The organism is Microbacterium sp. No. 7 (genome assembly GCF_001314225.1).
In the GTDB taxonomy this organism is placed as follows: Bacteria; Actinomycetota; Actinomycetes; order Actinomycetales; family Microbacteriaceae; genus Microbacterium.
This window is the reverse complement of sequence record NZ_CP012697.1, coordinates 455377-477883: the sequence shown is the minus strand read 5'-3', so window position 1 is coordinate 477883 and position 22507 is coordinate 455377. Positions and strand designations below refer to the sequence as shown.

Annotated in this window: 21 protein-coding genes and 1 tRNA gene; 17 read left to right on the top strand and 5 right to left on the bottom strand. The window is 73.1% G+C overall.

What is annotated here, in order from left to right; genetic code table 11:
* The first annotated feature begins 6 nt into the window (after positions 1-6).
* From AOA12_RS02125 to AOA12_RS02085, 9 genes are all read left to right on the top strand, one after another.
* On the top strand, positions 7-1731 hold the full coding sequence (locus AOA12_RS02125) for a nitrite/sulfite reductase (RefSeq protein ID WP_054679495.1): 1725 nt from the start codon (positions 7-9) through the stop codon (positions 1729-1731).
* Complete coding sequence (locus AOA12_RS02120) at positions 1728-2471, top strand: phosphoadenylyl-sulfate reductase (protein ID WP_054679492.1); 744 nt, start codon at positions 1728-1730, stop codon at positions 2469-2471. Before AOA12_RS02125 ends, AOA12_RS02120 begins: the two co-directional genes overlap by 4 nt.
* Positions 2468-3415: a sulfate adenylyltransferase subunit CysD gene (gene cysD, locus AOA12_RS02115; RefSeq protein ID WP_054679489.1), complete on the top strand. Its 948-nt coding sequence runs from the start codon at positions 2468-2470 to the stop codon at positions 3413-3415. The genes AOA12_RS02120 and cysD overlap by 4 nt, the downstream gene beginning before the upstream one ends.
* Positions 3415-4734 (top strand): sulfate adenylyltransferase subunit 1, encoded by a 1320-nt coding sequence (locus AOA12_RS02110; protein WP_054679486.1) that lies wholly within the window; start codon positions 3415-3417, stop codon positions 4732-4734. Before cysD ends, AOA12_RS02110 begins: the two co-directional genes overlap by 1 nt.
* Before the next feature lie 70 nt (positions 4735-4804).
* Positions 4805-5896: an ABC transporter substrate-binding protein gene (locus tag AOA12_RS02105; RefSeq protein WP_054679483.1), complete on the top strand. Its 1092-nt coding sequence runs from the start codon at positions 4805-4807 to the stop codon at positions 5894-5896.
* A gap of 137 nt (positions 5897-6033) precedes the next feature.
* Positions 6034-6804 carry an ABC transporter ATP-binding protein gene (locus tag AOA12_RS02100; protein ID WP_054686745.1) on the top strand — a complete coding sequence of 257 codons (771 nt, stop codon included), beginning with the start codon at positions 6034-6036 and terminating at the stop codon, positions 6802-6804.
* Complete coding sequence (locus AOA12_RS02095; RefSeq protein ID WP_054679480.1) at positions 6794-7690, top strand: ABC transporter permease; 897 nt, start codon at positions 6794-6796, stop codon at positions 7688-7690. The genes AOA12_RS02100 and AOA12_RS02095 overlap by 11 nt, the downstream gene beginning before the upstream one ends.
* On the top strand, positions 7687-8445 hold the full coding sequence (gene cobA, locus AOA12_RS02090; protein WP_054679478.1) for a uroporphyrinogen-III C-methyltransferase: 759 nt from the start codon (positions 7687-7689) through the stop codon (positions 8443-8445). Before AOA12_RS02095 ends, cobA begins: the two co-directional genes overlap by 4 nt.
* A 48-nt stretch (positions 8446-8493) precedes the next feature.
* A complete protein-coding gene (locus AOA12_RS02085) occupies positions 8494-9861 on the top strand; it encodes an FAD-dependent oxidoreductase (RefSeq protein ID WP_054679474.1) in 1368 nt (455 codons plus the stop codon).
* 199 nt (positions 9862-10060) lie between these two features.
* On the opposite strand, the gene dcd is transcribed toward AOA12_RS02085, so the two are convergent.
* Complete coding sequence (dcd, locus tag AOA12_RS02080) at positions 10061-10666, bottom strand: dCTP deaminase (RefSeq protein ID WP_054679470.1); 606 nt, start codon at positions 10664-10666, stop codon at positions 10061-10063.
* 76 nt (positions 10667-10742) lie between these two features.
* Between dcd and AOA12_RS02075 the strand changes: the two genes are divergently transcribed.
* A tRNA-Gly gene (locus tag AOA12_RS02075) sits at positions 10743-10816 on the top strand.
* Positions 10817-11095: 279 nt separating this feature from the next.
* Positions 11096-12019, top strand: coding sequence for a helix-turn-helix transcriptional regulator (locus AOA12_RS02070; protein WP_054679468.1), 924 nt, complete (start codon positions 11096-11098; stop codon positions 12017-12019).
* Positions 12020-12103: 84 nt separating this feature from the next.
* Here the strand turns inward: AOA12_RS02070 and AOA12_RS02065 are convergent, their stop codons facing one another.
* Entirely contained in the window at positions 12104-13315 is a 1212-nt protein-coding gene (locus tag AOA12_RS02065; protein WP_054679465.1) for an MFS transporter, read from the bottom strand.
* 271 nt (positions 13316-13586) lie between these two features.
* On the opposite strand from AOA12_RS02065, the gene AOA12_RS02060 reads away from it, so the two are divergent.
* Positions 13587-14390: a methyltransferase domain-containing protein gene (locus AOA12_RS02060; RefSeq protein ID WP_054679462.1), complete on the top strand. Its 804-nt coding sequence runs from the start codon at positions 13587-13589 to the stop codon at positions 14388-14390.
* 35 nt (positions 14391-14425) lie between these two features.
* Here the strand turns inward: AOA12_RS02060 and AOA12_RS02055 are convergent, their stop codons facing one another.
* Both AOA12_RS02055 and AOA12_RS02050 read right to left on the bottom strand, forming a co-directional pair.
* Positions 14426-15286, bottom strand: coding sequence for an EamA family transporter (locus AOA12_RS02055; RefSeq protein WP_082405864.1), 861 nt, complete (start codon positions 15284-15286; stop codon positions 14426-14428).
* 45 nt (positions 15287-15331) lie between these two features.
* Positions 15332-16591 (bottom strand): serine hydrolase domain-containing protein, encoded by a 1260-nt coding sequence (locus tag AOA12_RS02050; protein ID WP_054679460.1) that lies wholly within the window; start codon positions 16589-16591, stop codon positions 15332-15334.
* A gap of 84 nt (positions 16592-16675) precedes the next feature.
* Between AOA12_RS02050 and AOA12_RS02045 the strand changes: the two genes are divergently transcribed.
* Positions 16676-16987: a DUF2470 domain-containing protein gene (locus AOA12_RS02045; RefSeq protein ID WP_054679457.1), complete on the top strand. Its 312-nt coding sequence runs from the start codon at positions 16676-16678 to the stop codon at positions 16985-16987.
* Positions 16988-17052: 65 nt separating this feature from the next.
* Positions 17053-17706 (top strand): biliverdin-producing heme oxygenase, encoded by a 654-nt coding sequence (locus AOA12_RS02040; RefSeq protein ID WP_054679454.1) that lies wholly within the window; start codon positions 17053-17055, stop codon positions 17704-17706.
* Between the two features lie 452 nt (positions 17707-18158).
* Here the strand turns inward: AOA12_RS02040 and AOA12_RS02035 are convergent, their stop codons facing one another.
* Positions 18159-19532 carry an ATP-dependent DNA helicase gene (locus AOA12_RS02035; protein WP_054679451.1) on the bottom strand — a complete coding sequence of 458 codons (1374 nt, stop codon included), beginning with the start codon at positions 19530-19532 and terminating at the stop codon, positions 18159-18161.
* A gap of 54 nt (positions 19533-19586) precedes the next feature.
* Here AOA12_RS02035 and AOA12_RS02030 point away from each other — a divergent pair, with 54 nt between their 5' ends.
* From AOA12_RS02030 to AOA12_RS02020, 3 genes are all read left to right on the top strand, one after another.
* Positions 19587-20744 (top strand): hypothetical protein, encoded by a 1158-nt coding sequence (locus AOA12_RS02030; protein WP_082405862.1) that lies wholly within the window; start codon positions 19587-19589, stop codon positions 20742-20744.
* Between the two features lie 170 nt (positions 20745-20914).
* Positions 20915-21670, top strand: a complete 756-nt coding sequence (locus AOA12_RS02025) for an SDR family oxidoreductase (RefSeq protein WP_054679449.1) — start codon at positions 20915-20917, stop codon at positions 21668-21670.
* A gap of 3 nt (positions 21671-21673) precedes the next feature.
* Positions 21674-22489: an SDR family oxidoreductase gene (locus AOA12_RS02020; protein ID WP_054679445.1), complete on the top strand. Its 816-nt coding sequence runs from the start codon at positions 21674-21676 to the stop codon at positions 22487-22489.
* Positions 22490-22507 lie beyond the last annotated feature (18 nt).

Here is a 22507-nt window from a genome sequence, read left to right as displayed (position 1 = left end):
CACCGAGTGACCGTCAGCGAAACCGCCAACCCTCCGTCGAGGCCTTCCGTCGACCGTGCGCGTCCGCCTCGCCCGTCGTCGAAGCCCAACGGACAGTGGAAGATCGACGGCACCGCTCCGCTCAACGGCAACGAGGAGTGGAAGCAGCAGGACGGCGGCCTCGCCGTGCGCGAGCGCATCGAGAGCGTCTACGCCGACGGCGGCTTCGCCTCGATCGACCCGACCGACCTGCACGGACGCTTCCGCTGGTGGGGCCTCTACACGCAGCGCAAGCCCGGCATCGACGGCGGCCGCACCGCGCAGCTCGAGCCGCACGAGCTCGAAGACGAGTACTTCATGCTGCGCGTGCGCATCGACGGCGGGCAGCTCACGACGGAGCAGCTGCGCGTCATCGCGAACATCTCGATCGACTTCGGCCGCGACACGGCCGACGTCACCGACCGGCAGAACATCCAGCTGCACTGGATCCGCGTCGAGGACGTGCCCGAGATCTGGCGCCGCCTCGAGGGCGTGGGCCTCAGCACGACCGAGGCGTGCGGCGACGTGCCGCGCGTGATCCTCGGCTCGCCCGTCGCCGGCATCGCCGCCGACGAGCTCATCGACCCGACGCCGCAGATCGACGAGATCACGGAGCGCTTCATCGGCGACCCGTCACTGGCGAACCTGCCCCGCAAGTTCAAGTCGGCCATCACGGGCCACCCGAGCCAGGACGTCGTGCACGAGATCAACGACGTCGCCTTCGTCGCCGTGACCCACCCCGAGCTGGGCGTGGGCTACGACCTGTGGGTCGGCGGCGCCCTCTCCACGACGCCGCGGCTCGGCGAGCGGCTCGGCACCTTCGTGCGCCCCGATCAGGTCGCCGACGTGTGGCACGGCGTCACCCAGATCTTCCGCGACTACGGCTACCGCCGCCTGCGCAACAAGGCGCGCCTCAAGTTCCTGCTCGCCGAGTGGGGCACCGAGAAGTTCCGCACCGTGCTGCAGGACGAGTACCTCGGCTACGCGCTGCCCGACGGTCCCGCCCCGGGCAAGCCGACGTCGTCGGGCGACCACGTCGGCATCCACCGGCAGAAGGACGGCCTGTTCTACGTGGGCGTCACCCCCATCGTGGGCCGCGTCTCGGGCCCCACGCTCGCGAAGCTCGCCGACGTCATGGAGGCGCACGGCTCGACGCGGCTGCGCACGACGCCGCACCAGAAGCTCGTCATCCTCGACGTGCCCGAGGAGCGGGTCGAGCCGCTCGTCGCGGCGCTGAACGAGCTCGACCTGCAGGCGCGTCCGAGCCTGCTGCGCCGCGGCACGATCGCGTGCACGGGCATCGAGTTCTGCAAGCTCGCGATCGTCGAGACCAAGGTCAACGCGAAGGCCGCGATCCTCGCGCTCGAGGAGCGGCTGCAGGGCTTCGACCTGCCGCATCCGATCTCGCTGCACGTGAACGGCTGCCCGAACTCGTGCGCGCGCATCCAGACCGCCGACATCGGCCTCAAGGGCCAGCTCGTGATGATCGACGGCGAGCAGGTGCCCGGCTATCAGGTGCACCTCGGCGGCGGGCTCGCCTCGAGCGACCGCGAGGAGCCGGGCCTCGGCCGCACGGTGCGCGGCCTCAAGGTCGCCGCCGACGGCATCGCCGACTACGTCGAGCGCGTCGTGAAGCGCTTCCTCGCCGATCGCGAGGCCGACGAGACCTTCGCCCAGTGGGCGCACCGCGCAGAAGAGGAGGCGCTGCAATGACCGTGTCCCTGGCTCCCCGCGCCGCCGTGCGCCGCTCGGCCGACGAGCTGCGCGCGATCGCCGAGCGCGGCGCCGAAGAGCTCGGCAGCCTGACCGACCACGAGGCCTCGCCCGCCGAGGTCGTCGCGTGGGTCGCCCGCAGCTTCGGCGTCGACGCGTGCGCCGTGGCGTGCTCGATGGCGGATGCCGCCCTGCCGCACCTCGTGGCCGAGCAGCTCCCCGGCGTCGACGTGCTCTTCCTCGACACCGGCTACCACTTCACCGAGACGCGTGTCACGCGCGACGAGGTCGACCGCGTGCTCGACGTGCGGATCATCGACGTGCTGCCCGAGCAGACCGTCGCCGAGCAGGATGCCGAGTTCGGCGAGAAGCTGTTCGCGCGCGACCCGGGGCTGTGCTGCGCGCGCCGCAAGGTGGAGCCGCTGCACGACGCGCTCGGCGGCTACGAGCTGTGGTTCACGGGCGTGCGCCGCGAGGAGGCCCCGACGCGCACGAACACCCCGCTCGTGCAGTGGGACGAGCGCAACGGGCTCGTCAAGGTGAACCCCGTCGCGGCGTGGACCTTCGACGACCTGATCGGCTACGCCAACCGGCACCGCGTGCCGGTGAACCTGCTGATGGAGCACGGCTTCCCCTCGATCGGCTGCGAGCCCTGCACCAAGCCCGTCGCCCCGGGCGAGGACCCCCGCTCGGGCCGCTGGGCGGGCCTCTCCAAGACCGAATGCGGACTGCACCTATGAGCATCGTCGACACCAGCCCCCTGACCGCGGACGGCGCCGCGGACGGCGCGAAAGGCCTCGACGCGCTCGACCTGCTCGAGGCCGAGGCGATCCACGTGATCCGCGAGGTCGTCGCCGAGTTCGAGCGCCCCGTGCTGCTGTTCTCGGGCGGCAAGGACTCGGTCGTCGTGCTGCACCTGGCGACGAAGGCGTTCTTCCCCGGCCGCGTGCCCTTCTCGCTGCTGCACGTCGACACGGGCCACAACTTTCCCGAGGTGCTCGCCTTCCGCGACGAGACGGTCGCGCGCCTGGGCGTGCGGCTCGAGGTCGCGCGCGTGCAGGACTACATCGACGACGGGCGGCTGCACGAGCGCGCCGACGGCACGCGCAACCCGCTGCAGACCCTGCCGCTGCTCGACGCGATCGCCGCGGGCCGGCACGACGCCGTGTTCGGCGGCGCGCGCCGCGACGAGGACCGCGCCCGCGCGAAGGAGCGCATCATCTCGCTGCGCGACGAGTTCGGGCAGTGGGACCCGCGCAACCAGCGCCCCGAGCTGTGGAGCCTGTACAACGGGCGGCACACGCCGGGCCAGCACGTGCGCGTGTTCCCCATCTCGAACTGGACCGAGCTCGACGTGTGGCGCTACATCGAGCGCGAGGACATCACGCTGCCGCCGCTGTACTTCGCGCACGAGCGCGAGGTGTTCGCGCGCGACGGCATGTGGCGCGCGGTCGGCGAGTTCTCGCCGCCGCGCGAGGACGAGACCGTCGAGCGCCGCACCGTGCGCTACCGCACCGTCGGCGACATGAGCTGCACGGGCGCCGTCGAGTCGGATGCCGCCGACATCGCCCAGATCGTCACCGAGGTCGCCCGCACCACGATCACCGAGCGCGGTGCGACGCGCGCCGACGACCGCCTCTCGGAGGCGGCGATGGAGGACCGCAAGAAGGACGGGTACTTCTGATGACCACCGCCGCCATCGAGACGGACACGCTCTTCCGCTTCGCGACCGCCGGCTCGGTCGACGACGGCAAGTCGACGCTCGTCGGACGCCTGCTGCACGACGCGAAGGCGATCCTCGCCGACCAGCTCGAGCAGGTCGCCCGCACCTCGGCCGAGCGCGGCTTCGCGCACGGCGAGTTCGACTTCGCGCTGCTCACCGACGGCCTGCGCGCCGAGCGCGAGCAGGGCATCACGATCGACGTCGCGTACCGCTACTTCTCCACGGGCCGCCGCTCGTTCGTGCTCGCCGACTGCCCCGGGCACGTGCAGTACACGCGCAACATGGTCACGGGCGCGACGACCGCCGACGCCGTGGTCGTGCTCATCGACGCGCGCAAGGGCGTCGTGGAGCAGACGCGCCGGCACCTCGCGGTCGTCGCGCTGCTGCGCGTGCCGCACGTGATCGTCGCGGTCAACAAGATCGACCTGCTCGGCTACGCCGAGGAGCCGTTCCGCGCCGTCGAGGCGCAGGTGCGCACGCTCACGGGCGAGCTCGGCATCGCCGATGCGCACGTGCTGCCGGTCTCGGCGCTGGAGGGCGACAACATCGCCGAGCGCTCGGAGCGCACCCCGTGGTTCGAGGGCCCGTCGCTGCGCGAGCTGCTGGAGACCCTGCCCGCCGACGGCGCCAACGGGCACGCGGATGCCGGTGCGCCCTTCCGCCTGCCCGTGCAGCTCGTGCTGCGCCCGCAGGGCGGGCTGGCGCCGCAGCTCGCGGCCGATCCGGCCGCCGCCGAGCGCTACCGCGACTACCGCGCCGTCGCGGGCCGCGTGTCGGCGGGCGACGTGCGCGTCGGCGACCGCGTCGCGGTGCTGCCCGGCGGGTTCGAGACGACCGTCACGGGCATCGAGATCGCCGGCGTCGCGGCCGAGCAGGCCACGGCGCCGCAGTCGGTGTCGCTGCAGCTGGCCGACGACGTGGATGCCGCACGCGGCGCCCTCATCGTCGCGGCCGGCAGCGCGCCGACGCCGACCCGGGCTTTCGAGGCGGAGCTGTTCCAGCTCGACGCGCGGCCCCTGGCATCCGGCCAGCGCGTGCTCGTCAAGCACGGCACGGCGACCGTGCAGGCGATCGTCGAGATCACGAGCCGACGCGACCTCGACACGCTCGAGTTCGCCCCCACGGCCGCGCTCGAGGTCAACGACATCGGCCGTGCACGCGTGCGCGCGGCGGTCGAGCTGCCCGTCGAGCCCTATGCCGTCTCGCGCGCGGGCGGCTCGTTCCTCGTCATCCATCCGTCCGACGGGGCGACCCTCGCCGCCGGCACGGTGCAGCCGTGACCGGGGCCGTGCAGGCCTGACCCCGAACTCCCCACCACCGCTCACCCGACCCCCGCAGAGGAGGCGAACGATGAACAGCCGTGCACGCACCGCGACGGCCCTGGCGGGCCTGACCGCGGGCGCCCTCGCGCTCGCCGGCTGCGTCGCCTCCGCCGAGGCGGGCGTGATCGGGCCCGCCGACCTCACGAACGGCACGCCCGCCGCCGAGCTGCGCCTGGGCTACTTCGCGAACGTGACCCACGCGCCGGCCCTGATCGGCGTGCAGGAGGGGCTGTTCGACGACCGTCTCGGCGACACCGAGCTGAGCACGCAGATCTTCAGCGCCGGCCCCGCCGCGATCGAGGCGCTCTCGGCGGGCGCGATCGACGCGACCTACATCGGCCCCAACCCGGCGGTGAACACCTTCATCCAGTCGGGCGGGCAGTCGGCGCGCGTCGTCGCGGGCGCGACCACGGGCGGCGCCGCGCTCGTCGTGCGCGACGGCATCGACACGGCCGCCGACCTGGCCGGCACGACGATCGCCTCGCCGCAGCTGGGCAACACGCAGGACGTCGCGCTGCGCGTGTGGCTCGCCGACCAGGGCTTCGAGACCTCTCTCGCGGGCGGCGGCGACGTCACCGTGAGCCCCACCGAGAACGCGCAGACCCTGCGCCTGTTCCAGAGCGGGCAGTTCGACGGCGCGTGGGTGCCCGAGCCGTGGGCGTCGCGGCTCGTGCTCGACGCGGGCGGGCACGTGCTCGTCGACGAGGCCGACCTGTGGCCGGACGGCGCCTTCCCCACCACGGTGCTGCTCGTGCGCGCGCAGTTCCTCGCCGCGCACCCCGAGACGGTCGAGGCGCTGCTGCGCGGCCACCTCGACGCCGTCGACTGGCTGAACGACCACCCCGCCGAGGCGCCCGACGCGATCAACGCCAAGCTCGCCGCCGACACGGGCAAGCCGCTCGACGACGCCGTGCTGCGGCGGGCGCTCGAGAACGTCGCCTTCTCGTCCGACCCGCACGCCGCGGCCTTCGCGACCCTGCTCGAGGGCGGCCTGCGCGCGGGCACCCAGAAGGAGGGCTCCATCGACGGGCTCTTCGACCTGCGCCAGCTGAACGGGCTGCGCGCCGAGCGCGGCCTCGCCGCCGTGTCGGCGGCCGGCCTGGGCGAGGACGTGCCGTGAGCGTGCAGAACAGCTCCCCCGCGCGCCGCTCCGCGCCGGCGCCCGCGGCGCAGACCGCCGGCGGGCAGGCTCCCGGCGCACAGACCGCCGCGACCCCGGCATCCACGGTGCCGAACCTGCTCGGCCCGAGCTTCGACATGACGGCGCCGCCGCCCGCGCCCGCTCCTCCCCCCGAGCCGGCCGTGCGGCTCGAGCACGTGAGCAAGCGGTTCGGCCGCGGCGCGCTCGTGCTCGACGACGTGAGCCTCGACATCCTGCCCGGCGAGTTCGTGTGCCTGCTCGGCGCGTCGGGCTGCGGCAAGTCGACGCTGCTCAACCTCATCGCGGGGCTCGACGCCCCCACCGGCGGCGGCATCACGACGCCCCCCGAGGGTGCGGCGTTCATGTTCCAGGACTCCGCGCTCATGCCGTGGCTCACGGCACGGCGCAACGTCGAGCTCGCGCTGCGGCTGCGCGGCGTGCCCCGCCGCGAGCGCGGCGAGCAGGCGCTCGCGCTGCTCGACACCGTGAACCTCGCGGATGCCGCCGACAAGCGCCCGCACGAGCTGTCGGGCGGCATGCGCCAGCGCGTCGCCCTCGCCCGCGCCCTCGCCCAGGACCGTCCCGTGCTGCTCATGGACGAGCCGTTCGCGGCGCTCGACGCCATCACCCGCGACCTCCTGCACGAGGAGCTCGAGCACGTGTGGCGCGCGACGGGCCGCGCGATCGTCTTCGTCACGCACAACGTGCGCGAGGCCGTGCGCCTCGGCCAGCGCGTCGTGCTGCTGTCGAGCCGGCCCGGCCGCATCGCCCGCGAATGGCGCGTGCAGAAGACCGTCGGCCGCCGCATCGAATCGCCCGAGGTCGGCGCCCTCGCCACCGAGATCACGGGCCACCTGCGAACGGAGATCCGCCGCAATGCCGCGTGACTCCGCCCTCACCGCGCCTCCCGCCGACGACCTGCGCAGCCTGGAGGCCGGCCTCGACCGCCTGCAGACCGACGAGCAGCGCTCGGGCATCGCGTGGCGCAAGGTGGCGGCATCCGCCATCCCGCCCATCGTCTTCGTGGTCGTGCTGCTCGTGCTGTGGCAGCTCTACACCGTCATCGTGCAGCCCCGGCCCGACATCGCGCCCGGGCCGCTCGACGTGCTGGGCGCCCTCGGCTCGGCGTGGGAGACCGACCGCCTGCAGACGGCCGTCGCGACGAGCCTCGAGCGCGGGATCATCGGCTTCCTCATCGCGATCGCGGTCGCGACGCCGCTCGGCCTGCTGCTCGCCGAGGTGCGCTGGCTGCGCCGCGCCGTCGGCCCCATCGTCTCGGGCCTGCAGGTGCTGCCGTCGGTCGCCTGGGTGCCGGCCGCGATCATCTGGTTCGGGCTCTCGGACGCCACGGTCTACTTCGTCATCCTGATGGGCGCGATCCCCTCGATCGTCAACGGCCTCGCCGCGGGCGTCGACCAGGTGCCGCCGCAGCTGCGCCGTGTCGGGCACGTGCTCGGCGCGGGCCGCGTGCACCAGGCCCTGTTCATCGTGCTGCCCGCGTCGCTGCCCGGCTACGTCGCGGGCCTCAAGCAGGGCTGGGCGTTCTCGTGGCGCTCGCTCATGGCCGCCGAGATCATCGCGATGGGCGGCACGATCGGCTTCGGACTGGGAGCGATGCTGCAGCAGAGCCGCGAGCTCGCCGACCTCGCGGGCGTGCTCGCGACCATCCTGCTCATCCTGTTCATCGGAATTCTGGTCGAGCTGCTGGTGTTCAACCCGGTGGAACGCCGCCTGCTGCGCCGCCGTGGACTGCTGCAAGGAGGAAGCCGATGACCGGATTCGTCTCGCTCGTGGGCGCCGGCCCCGGGGATCCCGGGCTGCTCACGCTGCGCGGCCTGCGCGCCCTGCAGGAGGCCGACGTCATCGTCGCCGACCGGCTCGGCGCACGCGCCGTGCTCGACGGCCTCGCGGCCGAGGGCGTCACGCTCGACGCCGAGATCGTCGACGTCGGCAAGACGCCCGGCCACCACGCCGTGCCGCAGGACGCCATCAACGAGCTGCTCGTGACGCTGGCGCAGGACGGCAAGCGCGTCGTGCGGCTCAAGGGCGGCGACCCCTACGTCTTCGGGCGCGGCGCCGAGGAGCTTGAGCACTGCCGGGCGCACGGCGTCGACGCGGAGATCGTGCCGGGCGTGACGAGCGCCATCGCGGTGCCCGCGATCGCCGGCATCCCGCTCACGCATCGCGGCATCGCCACGTCGTTCACGGTCGTGACCGGTCACGACCAGATCGGCGAGATCGGCGGCGGCCGCGACCACACCGTCGTGCTGCTCATGGGCGTCGGCACCCTCGCGCACTCCGCGATGGTGCTCGCCCGCGGCGAGCGCGGCGCCGACTGCCCCGTCGCGGTCGTCGAGGACGGCTTCGGCGACGGGCAGCGCGTCACGATCGGCACGCTCGCGTCGATCGCCCACCAGGCCGCACGCCGCAAGGTGCGCTCTCCCGCCGTCGTCGTCGTGGGCGACGTCGTCGCGCTGAGCGTCTATGCGCCCGAAGAGCTGCGTGCTTCCGTGCCGGCATCCAGCTGACACGACTATCGTTTCGTCCGTCCCCTCACTCCGTAGGAAAGACCACTCATGAGCTCACCCCTGAACCTGCGCGTCGCGATCGTCGGGTCCGGACCCGCCGGCATCTACGCGGGCAACATCCTCTCGAACTCGGTCGCCGAGGCCGGCGGCACCGTCGCGATCGACCTGTTCGAGTCGCTGCCCGCGCCGTACGGCCTCATCCGCTACGGCGTCGCGCCCGACCACCCGCGCATCAAGGGCATCGTCGACTCGCTGCACGAGATGCTCAACTCGGGCAAGATCCGCCTCATCGGCAACGTCGAGGTGGGCAAGGACATCGCTCTCGACGAGCTGCACGCACGCTACGACGCCGTCATCCTCGCGACGGGCGCGATCCGCGACGCGGCGCTCGACATCCCCGGCATCGACCTGCCGGGCTCCTACGGCGCCGCCGACTTCGTCGCCTGGTACGACGGCCACCCCGACGTGCCCCGCACCTGGCCGCTCGACGCCGCCGAGGTCGCCGTGATCGGCAACGGCAACGTCGCCCTCGACGTGGCGCGCGTGCTCGCCAAGCACGGCCGCGACCAGCGCACGACCGAGGTGCCCGACAACGTGCTGGAGGGCCTGGAGGGCTCGGCCGTCACCGACGTGCACGTCTTCGGCCGCCGCGGCCCGCAGGACATCAAGTTCACCCCGATCGAGCTGCGCGAGCTGGGCGAGGTGCCCGACGTCGACATCGTGCTGTACGACGAGGACTTCGCCTACCTGGAGGGCTTCGTGCCCGCCAACAACCAGCTCAAGGTCATGCTGCGCACGCTCGACCAGTGGCGCAAGAAGCCCGCGGGCGAGGCGAGCCGCCGCCTGCACCTGCACTTCTACCACGCGCCGGTCGCCGTGCTCGGCACCGACCGCGTCGAGAGCCTGCGCTTCGAGCGCACGGCGCCCGACGCCGAGGGCGTCGTCCGGAGCACGGGCGAGGTCCGCGAGATCCCCGTGCAGGCCGTGTACCGCGCCGTGGGCTACTACGGCACGCCCGTCGTCGGCGCCCCGTTCGACGAGAAGGCGGGCGTCGTGCCCAACGTCGAGGGCCGCGTCACCGACGCGCCCTTCGCGGGCCTGTACGCCACCGGCTGGATCAAGCGCGGCCCCGTGGGCCTCATCGGCCACACCAAGTCGGACGCGATGGAGACCATCACGCACCTCGTCGCCGACGCGCAGGCCGGCGCGCTCGAGGCGCCGACGGTCGACGCCGACGTGCTGTCACTCCTCGCCGAGCGCGAGGTCGCCTACACCACGTGGGAGGGCTGGCTCGCCCTCGACGCGCACGAGCGTCACCTGGGCCAGACGCACCAGTACGCGCGCGAGCGCGTGAAGGTCGTGCCCCGCGACGAGCAGGTCGAGCGCTCGCTCTCGGGGACCCTCGCGCAGAGCTGACGGATCGCTCGGTCCTCACGGGGCGCGGATGCTGCGGCATCCGCGCCCCGTGCCGTTCGTGGGGGCGTGGTCCTGATGCCGGCACGCCCGGCACGGGCGTCGCCGCCGCGCACGTTCCCGAGGAGATCTCTCGTTCCCGAGGAGGGATGCCGCGGCATCCGCCCTCGGGAAGGAACGTGGCCCTCGGGAACGAGGGTGCTCAGGCGCCGGTGGCGCCCGCGTCGCTCACGCCGACGTCGGTGCGGTGGAAGTTCTGGAACGAGCGGGATGCCGTGGGGCCGCGCTGCCCCTGGTAGCGGTTGCCGTACGCGCCCGAGCCGTAGGGGCTCTCGGCGGGCGAGGTGAGGCGGAAGAAGCAGAACTGGCCGATCTTCATGCCCGGCCAGAGCTTGATCGGCAGGGTCGCGACGTTCGCGAGCTCGAGCGTGACGTGCCCCGTGAACCCCGGGTCGATGAACCCCGCGGTCGAGTGCGTGATGAGGCCGAGGCGGCCGAGCGAGCTCTTGCCCTCCAGACGGGCCGCGACGTCGTCGGGGAGCGACACCTGCTCGAACGTCGCGCCGAGCGCGAACTCGCCGGGATGCAGGATGAACGGCTCGTCGGGCGCGACCTCGATGAGGCGCGTGAGGTCGGGCTGGTCCTCGGCCGGGTCGATGAACGGATACTTGTGGTTGTCGAACAGCCGGAAGTACCGGTCGAGCCGCACGTCGATGCTCGAGGGCTGCACCATCGCGGGGTCGAAGGGGTCGAGGCCGATGCGGCCGGCGGCGAGCTCGGCCCGGATGTCGCGGTCGGAGAGCAGCACGTGTTCAGCGTAGCGGTGATGCCGGGGCGTCCGCGGCCGTGAATGGTAGGCTGGTGCGGTCGGCTCCGGCCGGTGCGGGGCTGTAGTTCAATGGCAGAACTTCTGCTTCCCAAGCAGACAGCGCGGGTTCGATTCCCGTCAGCCCCTCCATGTGCCACCCAGCGCACTCCTGCCGACGCGCGTCGCCGGCTCTCGGCGCGGTGTAGCGGCGCGGCGTGCCCCGCGCCCGGTGCGCCATGCAGGACGTTTTCGCGATCCCGGGCGTGTCGTGCGGCTCGCGGGCCGTCGCGGCCGTTTTCTCCTGCACGCCGCACACCGAACCACGCCGCGCGCCCCCGCACACGCTCCGCGCCGCACGGTCCGCACGGTCCGCCCGACACGAGCCGCCATCGCCGGAATACCGGCCCCGCCCCGCCGGTTCCCCCCAGCGTGACCTCCCTCGCGCCCGTGCCCGACGTGCAGCAGGATGCCGCGCTCGAGCACGTGCTCGGCGGCATCGCGATCCGCGTGCGTCATCAGCGCCGCATCACGGCCCTGCGCGACGAGGCGATCGCGATCGAGCCGCACGACCTGACCGTCGGCTACGTCGTGGCGGGATCGGTGCGGCTGCGCAGCGCGGGCCGCACCGGCTGTGACCTTAGCGCGAGCACGGGCATCCGCGCCGGGGAGCACGGCATCCGCGAGACCCTGTCGGCCGGCGACGCGCTGATCACGAACGGCCGCCACCCGGCATCCCTCGCGATCGACGCGGGCTCCGGCATCCTGCTCTCGCGGCTGCGCCTCGACGAGCACGCCGCGCACGTCGCCGATCTGCTGCCGAGCGCCGCGTGGGTGCGCGGCTTCGCCGAGCACGAGCCCGGCGCGGCCGCCCTCGCGCTGCACATGGGCGTCGACGGCGACGGATGCCCGAGCCGTGACGGCGACCTCGTGATCTGCCGCACGATGGCGACGACGCTGCTGCAGTCGGTGATCCGCGCGTGGAGCACGCTGGGCTGCGCGCCCGACGGCTGGCCCGCGGGCAGCGGCGACGCCTTCCTCGACCGGGTCGCCGACGCCGTGCGCGCCGACCCGGGACGCGACTGGACCGTCGACGCGCTCGCGAGCGTCGGCGCCATGTCGCGCACGGTGTTCGCCGAGCGGTTCCGCGCCGCGTTCGGCCTCTCGCCCGCGCAGTTCGTCACCGACGTAAGGATGCGGGCGGCGCGACGCCTGCTCGCGGAGGGCGGCAGCATCGGCGACGTGGCGCGCGAGCTGGGCTACGGCTCCGACGAGGGCTTCAGCCGCGCGTTCCGCCGGCACGCCGGGCTCACGCCGTCGGCCTGGCGCACCTCGCGGGCGCTCGACCGCACGTAGGCCGCCCGGCACCCGCGAGAGGATGCCGCGCCCGGCGACTCGCCTGCCTGCCGCACCCCTGCCGCCCCCCCGCCCGGCCCGCCGTCACGCCCGCTCCGCCCGGTCCGAGAGGCCGAACAGCACCGCCCCGCCCACCAGCACCGCGGCGCCGATCGGATACACGACCGTGACGCCCACGGCATCCACGAGGGCGCCGCCCGCGCCCGCCGCGAGCATGATCGCGGCCTGGAAGCCGACCACGACGAGGCTGCCGCCGGCCTCCAGCCGGTCGGGCAGGCGATGGCCGACCCACGTGTTGACGATGATCAGCCACGACGAGAAGAAGAAGCCCCACACGAAGGCCGCGACGCCGACGACCCACGGCATCCCGGACCCCACGATCATCAGCACGACCGTCACGGCGATCACGAGCGGGCTCGCGACCGCGAGCGGCCGGAACGTGCGGTCGATGACGACGCCGATCACGAGGTTGCCGAGCAGCCCGCCCACGCCGAACACCGCGAGCAGCACGACGATCGTCGACGCGTCGACGGGGATGCCGTCCGCCTGCACCCGCTCGAGGGCGAGCCGCACGTACGTGTAGGCGATGAAATGTCCCAGCACGACGAGCACGTGGCCGCCCAGCGCGAGCGCGACGCCGGGCCGGCGCAGCGTCTCGGCCAGCACCGACAGCCGCGCGGCGTTCTCGGCCGGCACGCGCGGCAGCAGCATCCGCAGGGCCACGGCGAGCGCCGCCGTCGCGAGCGCGGCGAGCACGAACACCGCCCGCCAGCTCATCAGCTCGCCGAGCATGACCCCCACCGGCACGCCCGCCACCGTCGCGAGCGACGTGCCTGCCGTCGTGAACATGACCGCGCGCCCCAGCCGCTCGGGGCCCGCGATGCGCGCCGCGACGCTGATCGACATGGTCCAGAAGGCCGAGAGCGCGGCGCCCAGCAGCACGCGGGCGAGCAGCATGAGCGGCAGGTTCGGCGCGATCGCGACGATCGCGTTCGACAGCGCCGCGGCGAGCGCCATCCACACGAGCAGCGTGCGCCGGTCGAGGCGCGGCAGCGCGAGCCCGACCGTCGGCGCGACGACGAGCCCCACGAGGGCGGTGACGGTCACGAGCTGGCCGGCGGCGCCCGGGGTCACGCCCAGCTCGTCCGCGATCTCGGTGAGCAGGCCGTTCGGCAGGAACTCGGCCGTGACGAGCAGGAAGCTCATCGCCATCATCGCGATCAGCGCGCCATAGCGCAGCCGGGGCGGGGCGGAGCGGTCGGCGGGGACGGTCGGGATCGGCGCGGTCGTGGTCATCCTCCCAGCGTCCTGCGCCGCGCGGCGCCGCACCCGACCGCGCGTCCGCGGCATCCGACCGATCGTCCGGATGCCGCGGACGCGTGGGTCACGAGGAAGCGCGTGCCGAAACTCCTCCGATCCGGTCGCCCGCGTCACGTGATCGCCGGTGTTTCCGTGGTCGCGCGACCGTCGCGATGCAGGATCGGAGGAGTTCGGACCGGCCTCACCCGGCGAGGCCTCCCGCGGAGGCGGAATCGCGCCGGCACCGCCCGCCCCTAGACTCGCTCCCATGGCCGACGCATACACCCACGGACATCACGCGAGCGTGCTGCGCTCGCACACCTGGCGCACCGCCGAGAACTCGGCCGCGTACCTGCTGCCGCGCCTGCGGCCCGGCCTGCGCGTGCTCGACATCGGGTCGGGCCCCGGCACGATCACGGCCGACTTCGCCGAGCTCGTCGCGCCCGGCGAGGTGCTGGGCGTGGATGCCGCGGCATCCGTCGTCGAGAAGGCGATCGCCGACACGGCGGAGCGCGGGCTCGCGAACCTGCGCTTCGCGACGGGCGACGCGTACGCCCTCGACCTGCCCGACGACGCCTTCGACGTCGTGCACGCCCATCAGGTGCTGCAGCACGTGACCGACCCCGTCGCGATGCTGCGGGAGATGGGCCGCGTGACCGCGCCGGGCGGCACGATCGCGGTGCGCGACGTCGACTACGAGGGCGTCATCTTCGCGCCCCGCTCCCCCGAGCTGACCGAGTGGCTCGACCTCTACCTGCGGGTGCACCGCGGCACCAGCGGCGAGCCCGCCGCCGGCCGCTATCTCAAGACCTGGGCGCGCCGGGCGGGGTTCACCGACATCGCGTGCTCCGCCTCGCTGTGGCTGTTCGAGAACGCCGAGGACCGCGCCTGGTGGGGCGGGATGTGGGAGGAGCGCGCCGTCGCGTCGGCCTTCGCCGACAACGCCCTGCGCCTCGGCCTCACCGACCACGCGGGCCTGGAGCGCATCTCGGCAGGCTGGCGCCGCTGGGCCGACGACCCCGACGGCTGGATCCTGCTGCCGCATGCCGAGATCCTCGTCACGGTGCCGTGAACATCCGCCGCGATGACGGGGCGTCGGCCCCGTGATCACGGCCCGCCGACCGCGTCCCCCTGCCGGGCGCCCCGCACCGCGCCCATCGACGCGACGATCACGAGCGCGATGCCCGCTGCCTCCAGCCACGTCATGCCCTGTCCCAGCAGCACGAAGCCCGCGATCGCGGCGGTGGCCGGCGCGAGGCTCATGAGCACGGCGAAGGCGGATGCCGGCAGCCGGCGCAGGGCGATGAGCTCGAGCGCGTAGGGGATCGTCGACGACAGCAGCGCGACGGCCGCCCCGAGCGCGAGGATGTCGACGCGCAGCAGCGCGGCACCGGCATCCCAGATGCCGAACGGGAGCGACACGAGCGCGCCGGCCGCCATCGCGAGCGCGAGCCCGTCGAGGCCGCGGAACCGCGCGCCCACGCGGGCCGAGGCGAGGATGTAGAACGCCCACGACGCCGCGGCGCCGGTCGCGAACAGCACGCCGAGCGGGTCGAGCCGGTCCCAGCCGCCTCCGCCGAGCGCGACGACGCCCGCGAACGCGAGGCCCGCCCACAGCCACGCCGACGCGCGGCGGCTCGCGACGATCGACAGCACCAGCGGGCCGAGCACCTCGATCGTGACCGTGACGCCGAGCGCGAGCCGCTCGAGCGCCAGGTAGAACAGCCCGTTCATCACGGCGAGCACGAGGCCGAACCAGAGCACGGCGGTCACGTCGGCACGGGTGAGCCCGCGCAGACGCGGGCGCGCGATCGCGAGCAGGATGAGGGCCGAGAACGCGAGTCGCAGGCACACCATGCCGAGCGGTCCCGCCTGCGGGAACAGCAGGTACGCGAGCGCGGCGCCGACCTCCTGGCACGCGAGGCCCGCGACGACGAAGAGCACCGCCGAGGCCGACCGCGGGCTCATGTCACCGGCCGCGGCGCCGGTGCGGCGGTGGCACGGGCCGCGCGGTCACGATGTCGGGCAGACGGCGGCCTGGTCGATGGATCCCGCGAACTGCTCCGCTGTCCACGGCAGCGCGACGTCGGCCGCCGAGCCCGAGGATGCCGGTGCCTTCGCCGCGATCGCCGCGAGCTGCCACAGGGCATACGCGCCGACGTCGCCCCCGGCGCGCGAGTTGTTCAGCATCACGACGACCGTCATGCCGGTGGCCCGGTCGGCCGCGGCGCCGACGATCGCGCCGGGGACCGCGCCGAACTGGCCGACGAGCGAGCCGAACTGCATGGCCCCGCCCGCCGCGGTGTACCACGCGGGCGCGCCGTTGTAGGTGGGCAGCGGCTCGTCGAACCGCGCGTCGGAGTCGTAGGGGCGGGTGCCCTGCGCGAGCGCGCGCAGGTAGCGGCCGAGGTCCTCGACGCTCGCGGTCACCCCGCCCGCCGCGTGCGTCGCGGACGGCGACAGGTCGGACATGTCGAGCGGGCTCGCACAGTCGACCTGGCCGTCGACGGTCGGCGAGTAGAGTCCGCCGATGTGCGCGACGGGCTCCTCCAGCGCGTCGAGCAGCGTGGCCGTCGTCATCTCCAGGGGCTCGAACACGTAGTGGCGCAGGAGGTCGTCGATCGAGTCGCCCGAGGCCTTCTGCAGCGCGAGCGCGAGCAGCACGTAGCCGGTGTCGGAGTCGCGGTAGGTCGCGCCGGGCTCCAGGCCCGTCTTGTTGCCCATGCCGAATGCGACGAGCTCGGCGGCCGGCCACGAGCGCGACGGGTTGGCGATCCAGCGCGGGCCGAGCTGCGGGGCGAACGATCCGATGCCGCTCGTGCTGTCGCACAGCTGCCCGAGCGTGACCTCCTCGCCGAGGCTCGGCACGCTCGGCACCCAGCGCGTCACGGGGTCGTCGAGCGCCACGCGGCCGTCGGCGACCATGCCGTACAGCACGTCGCACGTCATGGGCCTCGTCATGTTCGCGACGGGGAACGCCATGTCGACGCTCACGGCGGAGCCGCCGGGCCCGCTCGTGCCGAACGCCTCGACCCAGTTGCCCGCCCACGGCACCCACACGCCCACGACGGCGCCGGTCGAGCCCGTCGCCTCCATCGCGTGCTCCACGACGGCGCGCAGCCGGTCGGCGGTCGACGCGTCGAGGGCGCCCGTCACCGCGGTGTCGGGAATGACCGTGACGGATGCCGTGGGCGCGCACGCCGTCGCAGAGAGGGCCAGGGCGATGGCTCCCCCGACAGCGGCAGCCCACCTGGCACGACGCGTGCGCGGCATCGATCCTCCTGCAGATAGTCGACCTCCAGCGTACGTCACGGCCGACGCTCCGACGTGTGGCACGGCGGCCTCTAAGGTGAGGACATGGCGCACACCTTCGACGACGGCACGCTGCGCGGCGTGACCGGACACATGAACAACGACCACAGCGACGACAACGTGCTCATCGCCCGCGCGTTCTCGCCGCTCGCCGACGTCATCCGTGCCGAGATGGTGACGTTCGACGGCGAGGCCGGCCAGTGGCACGTGATCACGGCCGACGGCAGCGAGGACGTCATCCGCGTGCCGTGGCCCGGCGGCCCCATCACCGAGCGCCCGGAGGTGCGCCGCGAGATCGTCGCCCTCTACGACGCGGCGTGCGCGCGCCTGGGCGTCACCCCGCGCCCGCACAGCTGACATCGTTTGTAAACTCTGGATGAACCTTCAGGTTAGCTGACCCTAAAACACGCTATGCTCGGTCCATGGCCGAGTTCACCCCGTTCTCCACTACACTGCGCGAGCGCTCCCACGGCGCCCACTCCGACAGCGAGCACGCCGGCTTCATGGCCGACCTCATGCGCGGCAAGGGCACCCGTGACGACTACATCGCCCTGGTCGCGCAGCACTGGTTCATCTACGACGCGCTCGAAGACGCCGCGTCGGCCATGGCGAACGACCCCGTGGCATCCCTCTTCATCAGCGACAAGCTCACGCGACTGCCCGCGCTCGAGGCCGACCTCGCCTTCCTGCTCGGCGACGACTGGCGCACGCGCATCTCGCCGCTGCCGACGACCGAGCGCTATGTCGCCCGCATCCGCGAGGTGGCGTCGACGTGGCCCGGCGGCTTCGTGGCGCACCACTACACGCGCTACCTCGGCGACCTGTCGGGCGGCCAGTTCATCGGCAAGATCATGGCGCGGCAGTTCGGCTTCGAGACGAACGGCATCGGCTTCTACATCTTCAGCGAGATCGCCGACCCCCGCGCCTTCAAGGACGTCTACCGCGAGCAGCTCGACACGGCCCCATGGGATGCCGCGGAGCAGGAGCGCGTGATCGACGAGGTGCTGCTCGCCTACCGCTTCAACACCGAGCTCTTCGTCGACCTCGCCGCCGACAAGGCCGCCCGCGCCGCCTGACCGCCCCACACCCCTCACACCGCTGGTCGAGTGCTCGCGGCACAGCCGCGAGCGTATCGAGACCCGTGTCACGGACCGTGGGAAGGGTTTCGATACGCCGCCTCCGGCGGCTACTCAACCAGCGGGGGGCAGATGCCCGCCCCACCCCATCGCGCCCCACACACCGCTGGTCGAGTGCTCGCGGCGGAGCCGCGAGTGTATCGAGACCCGTGTAACGGTCCGTGGGAAGGGTTTCGATACGCCGCCTCCGGCGGCTACTCAACCAGCGGGGGGCAGATGCCCGCCCCACCCCATCGCGCCCCACCGCACCCCGCCCCGCTGGTCGAGTGCTCGCGGCGGAGCCGCGAGTGTATCGAGACCCATCCCACGGCCCGTTACCCAGGTTTCGATACGCGCGCTGCGCGCGCTACTCAACCAGCGGAGGAAGCGCGGGCGACCGGCGCCGGTGCGGGTCAGCGGGGGACGGATGCCATGAAGCGGCGTACGTCGGCGTCGACGAGGATGTCGGCGGGGCGCAGGGGGCGTGAGAGGTAGAGGCCGTCGATCGACGTGAGCCGCGAGAGGGCGACGTAGGTCTGGCCGGGCGCGAAGGCGCCGGAGCCGAGGTCGACGACGGCGCGCTCGTACGTCTTGCCCTGCGACTTGTGGATCGTGACGGCCCACGCGAGCCGCAGCGGGAACTGCGTGAACTCCGCGACGATCTCCCGCGTGAGCTTGCGCGACCCCGCGTCGTAGGCGTAGCGGAACCGCTCCCACACGGCCGGCTCGACGTCGTGCTCCTCGCCGTCGAGCTCGACGCGCACGGTGCCGCCCGCGATGCGGGTGACGGTGCCGATCGAGCCGTTGACCCAGCGCGGTCCGTCGCCGCCGTAGCCGCCCCCCACGTCGTTGCGCAGGAACATCACCTGCGCGCCCACCTTGAGCTGCAGCTCGGGCTCGGCGGGGTACGCCGCGTCACCCCGGCCGAAGTCGCCGCTGATGTCGGCGCGCGCCGTCTGCACCGGTCCCGGCAGCGCGTCGAGATGACGCTGGTTGATGCGGCTCACGATGTCGTTGCGGGTCGCGAGCGTGATGATGGGCGCCTCGCCCTCGACGGGCTCGGGCACCGGCCGCGCGCCCGCCGCGTTCAGCAACCCGGCGATGTCGGCCGTGACGACGCCGTGCCGCACGGCGTTGAGCATCGCCTTGAACGCGGGATCGGACTGCCGGTGGATGTCGCGCAGCTCCGCGATGTGCAGGGGCGCCCCGACGCGGCCGAGGTCGAGCAGGCCGTCGGAGCGGATCGTGCCGCCGTCGCCGCGCGGCCCCGCCCACACCTGCGCGTCGAAGAACCAGAACGAGCGGTAGTGGTCGCGGATGTAGCGCAGCTCGTCGCCGCGCGGCGGCACGGGCGACAGCTGATAGGGATCTCCGAACATCACGACCTGCACGCCGCCGAACGGCTCGGAGCGGCGGCGGCGCGCCTGCCGCAGGGCGCGGTCGATGGCATCCATCACGTCGGCGTTGACCATGGAGATCTCGTCGATCACGAGCGTGTCGATCGCGTTGAGGATGCGGCGGGTCGCGTCGGTCTGGTCGAGCTCGCTGTCGGCGATGAGCCCGATCGGCAGCCGGAACAGCGAGTGGATCGTCTGCCCCTCGACGTTGAGCGCCGCGACGCCCGTCGGCGCGCACACGGCGATCTGCTTGTCGGTGTTCCAGGCGAGGTGCTGCAGAAGGGTCGACTTGCCCGTGCCGGCGCGGCCCGTGACGAAGACGTGGTCGCGCGTCGTCTCGATGCGCCGGAACAGCTCCTCCTGCTCGGGGGAGAGGGCGCGCGCGGTCATCCCATCCATGTTAGTTATCAGCTTCGCGTCACCGGCCCTTTCTAGACTTGGTCCATGGATGCGCCCCGCGACGACGGCCGAGCCGTCGTCGCGGCCGAAAACCGACATTCCGGCGATGGCGCGGCCGTCGTCGCGGTCGCGCGCCCGCGTTCCGGCGATGGCCGGCCCCTCGTCGCGGCCCGGTACCGCCGCACGCTGCAGTTCGATCTCACGATGCTCGCCCTCGTCGGCATCCTGCTGGGAGCGGCGTTCGCCGCGACGGCCGCCACGGTGTACGAGCGGTTCTACTCCCCCGCCGCGTTCGTCGAGCACTACCTCGACCTGCTCGGGCAGGGTCGCGCCGCCGAGGCGCTCGAGGTCCCGGGCGTGCGCGTCGGCTCCGCGGAGCTGGGGGCCGCGGGGCTCCCGCAGACGTCGTCCGACGCGCTCCTGCGCCGCGACGCGCTCGCCCCGCTCACCGACGTGCGGGTCACCGGCACCGCCGAGCACGACGGCGTGCACGAGGTCACCGTCGCCTACACGGCGGGCGTGCACAGCGGCACGAGCACGTTCAGCGTGGAGCCGAACGGGTGGATCGGCGTCGCGCCGGCGTGGCGGTTCATGAAGAGCCCCCTCGCGGTCATCGACCTCGCGGTGCGCGGATCGATGCAGTTCTCCGTCAACGGCTTCACGATCGACAAGCGGCAGATCTCCGTCGAGGGGTCGAACGCCGACCCGCTCACCGCCGTGCCGATGCTCGTCTTCTCGCCCGGCCTCTACTCCATCACCGTCGACACGGCCGTCTCGCACAGCGCCGGCGTCGCGGTGCTGTCGGACAGCCCCCTCAAGCGCATCCCCGTCGAGGTGCAGACCGAGCCGACGCAGAGCTTCATCGACGTCGTGCAGGAGGAGGTCGAGTCGTTCCTCACCCGGTGCGCGACCCAGCGCGTGCTGCAGCCCACCGGCTGCCCCTTCGGCTACGAGATCCGCAACCGCATCGTGACCGAGCCGGAGTGGTCGATCGCGCAGCAGCCGACGGTGACGATCGTGCCCGACGGCGGGCACTGGGCCATCATGCCCACCGAGGCGATCGCGCACCTCGCGGTCGACGTCATGCTCATCGCCGACGGCACCATCATCGAGCTGCGCGAAGACGTGCCGTTCTCCCTGGAGGGGACCATCGAGATCCTGCCCGACGGACGGGCATCCATCGAGGTGTCGGCGGCGGGCTGAGCCTCCGGACTCGTCCTGCGGGGGTTTGACGGAGACCTCGCCGTGGGACACAATGGATGCCGTATCAATGACTGAGCGAGCGCTCAGTCGGCAATGTCGTCGAAGGTCGACGAGGACCGCGAGCGTCCGCGGCCGCCGGATGCGACGACCACCACCGAGAGGGCTCGACGATGACCCGGAGATTCGAGGGGAAGACGGCCGTCGTCACCGGCGCCAGCCGTGGCATCGGACTGGCGATCGCGCAACGGCTCGTCGCCGACGGCGCGCGGGTGGTGATCACCGCACGCCGTCAGGAGGCGCTCGACGCGGCGGTCGCCGAGCTCGGCGGCCCGGCGGTGGCGCTCGCGGTCGCGGGCTCGACCGACGACGAGGCGCACCAGGACGAGACGATCGCGAGGGCGATCGAGACCTTCGGCGCCGTCGACCTCCTCGTCAACAACACCGGCATCAACCCCGTCTACGGCCCGCTGCGCGACCTCGACCTCGCGGCGGCGCGGAAGATCCTCGAGGTCAACGTGCTGGCCACCCTGTCGTGGGTGAAGAAGGTCGCCGCCGCCTGGCAGGGAGAGCACGGCGGCGCGATCGTCAACGTCGCCTCGGTCGTCGGGTTGAGGCCCTCCCCCGGCATCGCCTTCTACGGCGTCTCGAAGGCCGCCGTCATCCATCTCACCGAGGAGCTGGCGGTCGAGCTCGGCCCCGGCATCCGCGTCAACGCCGTCGCCCCCGGCGTCGTCAAGACGCGGTTCTCCTCCGCCCTGTACGAGGGACGGGAGGAGGACGTCGCGGCGCCCTATCCGCTCAAGCGGCTCGGCACGCCGGACGACGTCGGCGCGACCGTCGCGTTCCTGCTCTCCGAGGATGCCGCGTGGATGACGGGACAGACCCTCACCGTCGACGGCGGCCTGCTGCTCACCGGCGGGGTCTGAGCGGTGAGGGCCTTCGATCCCAACGGCGCGGGCATCGTCGTCACGGGTGCCGGCGGCGGCATCGGCGCCGCCCTGGCCGAGGCTCTCGCTGCCGCCGGCGCCCGCGTGGTCGTCGCCGACATCGACGCCGCCGGCGTCGCACGGACCGTGGACGCCATCGCCGCCGCGGGCGGCGATGCGCACGCCGCGCCGGGCGATGCGGCATCGGAGACGGGCGTGGCGGCGCTCGTCGCGACGGCACGCGAGCGGCTGGGCGCGATCGACGCGTGGTTCGCCAACGCCGGCGTGCTCCGCGGCGAGGGCCTCGACGCACGGGAGGCCGACTGGGAGCTGTCGTGGCAGGTCAACGTCCTGGCGCACGTGCGGGCGGCGCGGCTGCTCGTGCCCGAGTGGGTGCGGGCGGGCCGCGGGCGGTTCGTCGTGACGGCGTCGGCGGCCGGGCTGCTGACGATGCTCGGCGCGCCGGCGTACTCGGTGACCAAGCACGGCGCGGTGGCGTTCGCGGAATGGCTCTCGGCCACCTACCGGCACCGCGGCGTGGTGGTGCAGGCGATCTGCCCGCAGGGCGTGCAGACGCGCATCCTCGACGAGTCGGGCCCGCTGAAGCCGCTGCTGACGCACGACGCCGTGCTCACGCCGGAGGACGTCGCCCGGCAGACGCTCGCGGCGCTCGACGGCGACGAGCTGCTGATCCTGCCGCATCCCGAGGTGCGCGGGTACTACCGGGCTCGCGCCGACGACACCGATCGCTGGCTGACCGCGATGAACGGGATCCGGCAGCGGCTGGACGGCGCAGCGGGCATCGCAGAGGCGGGCTGACTCGACGCGGCCGTGCGC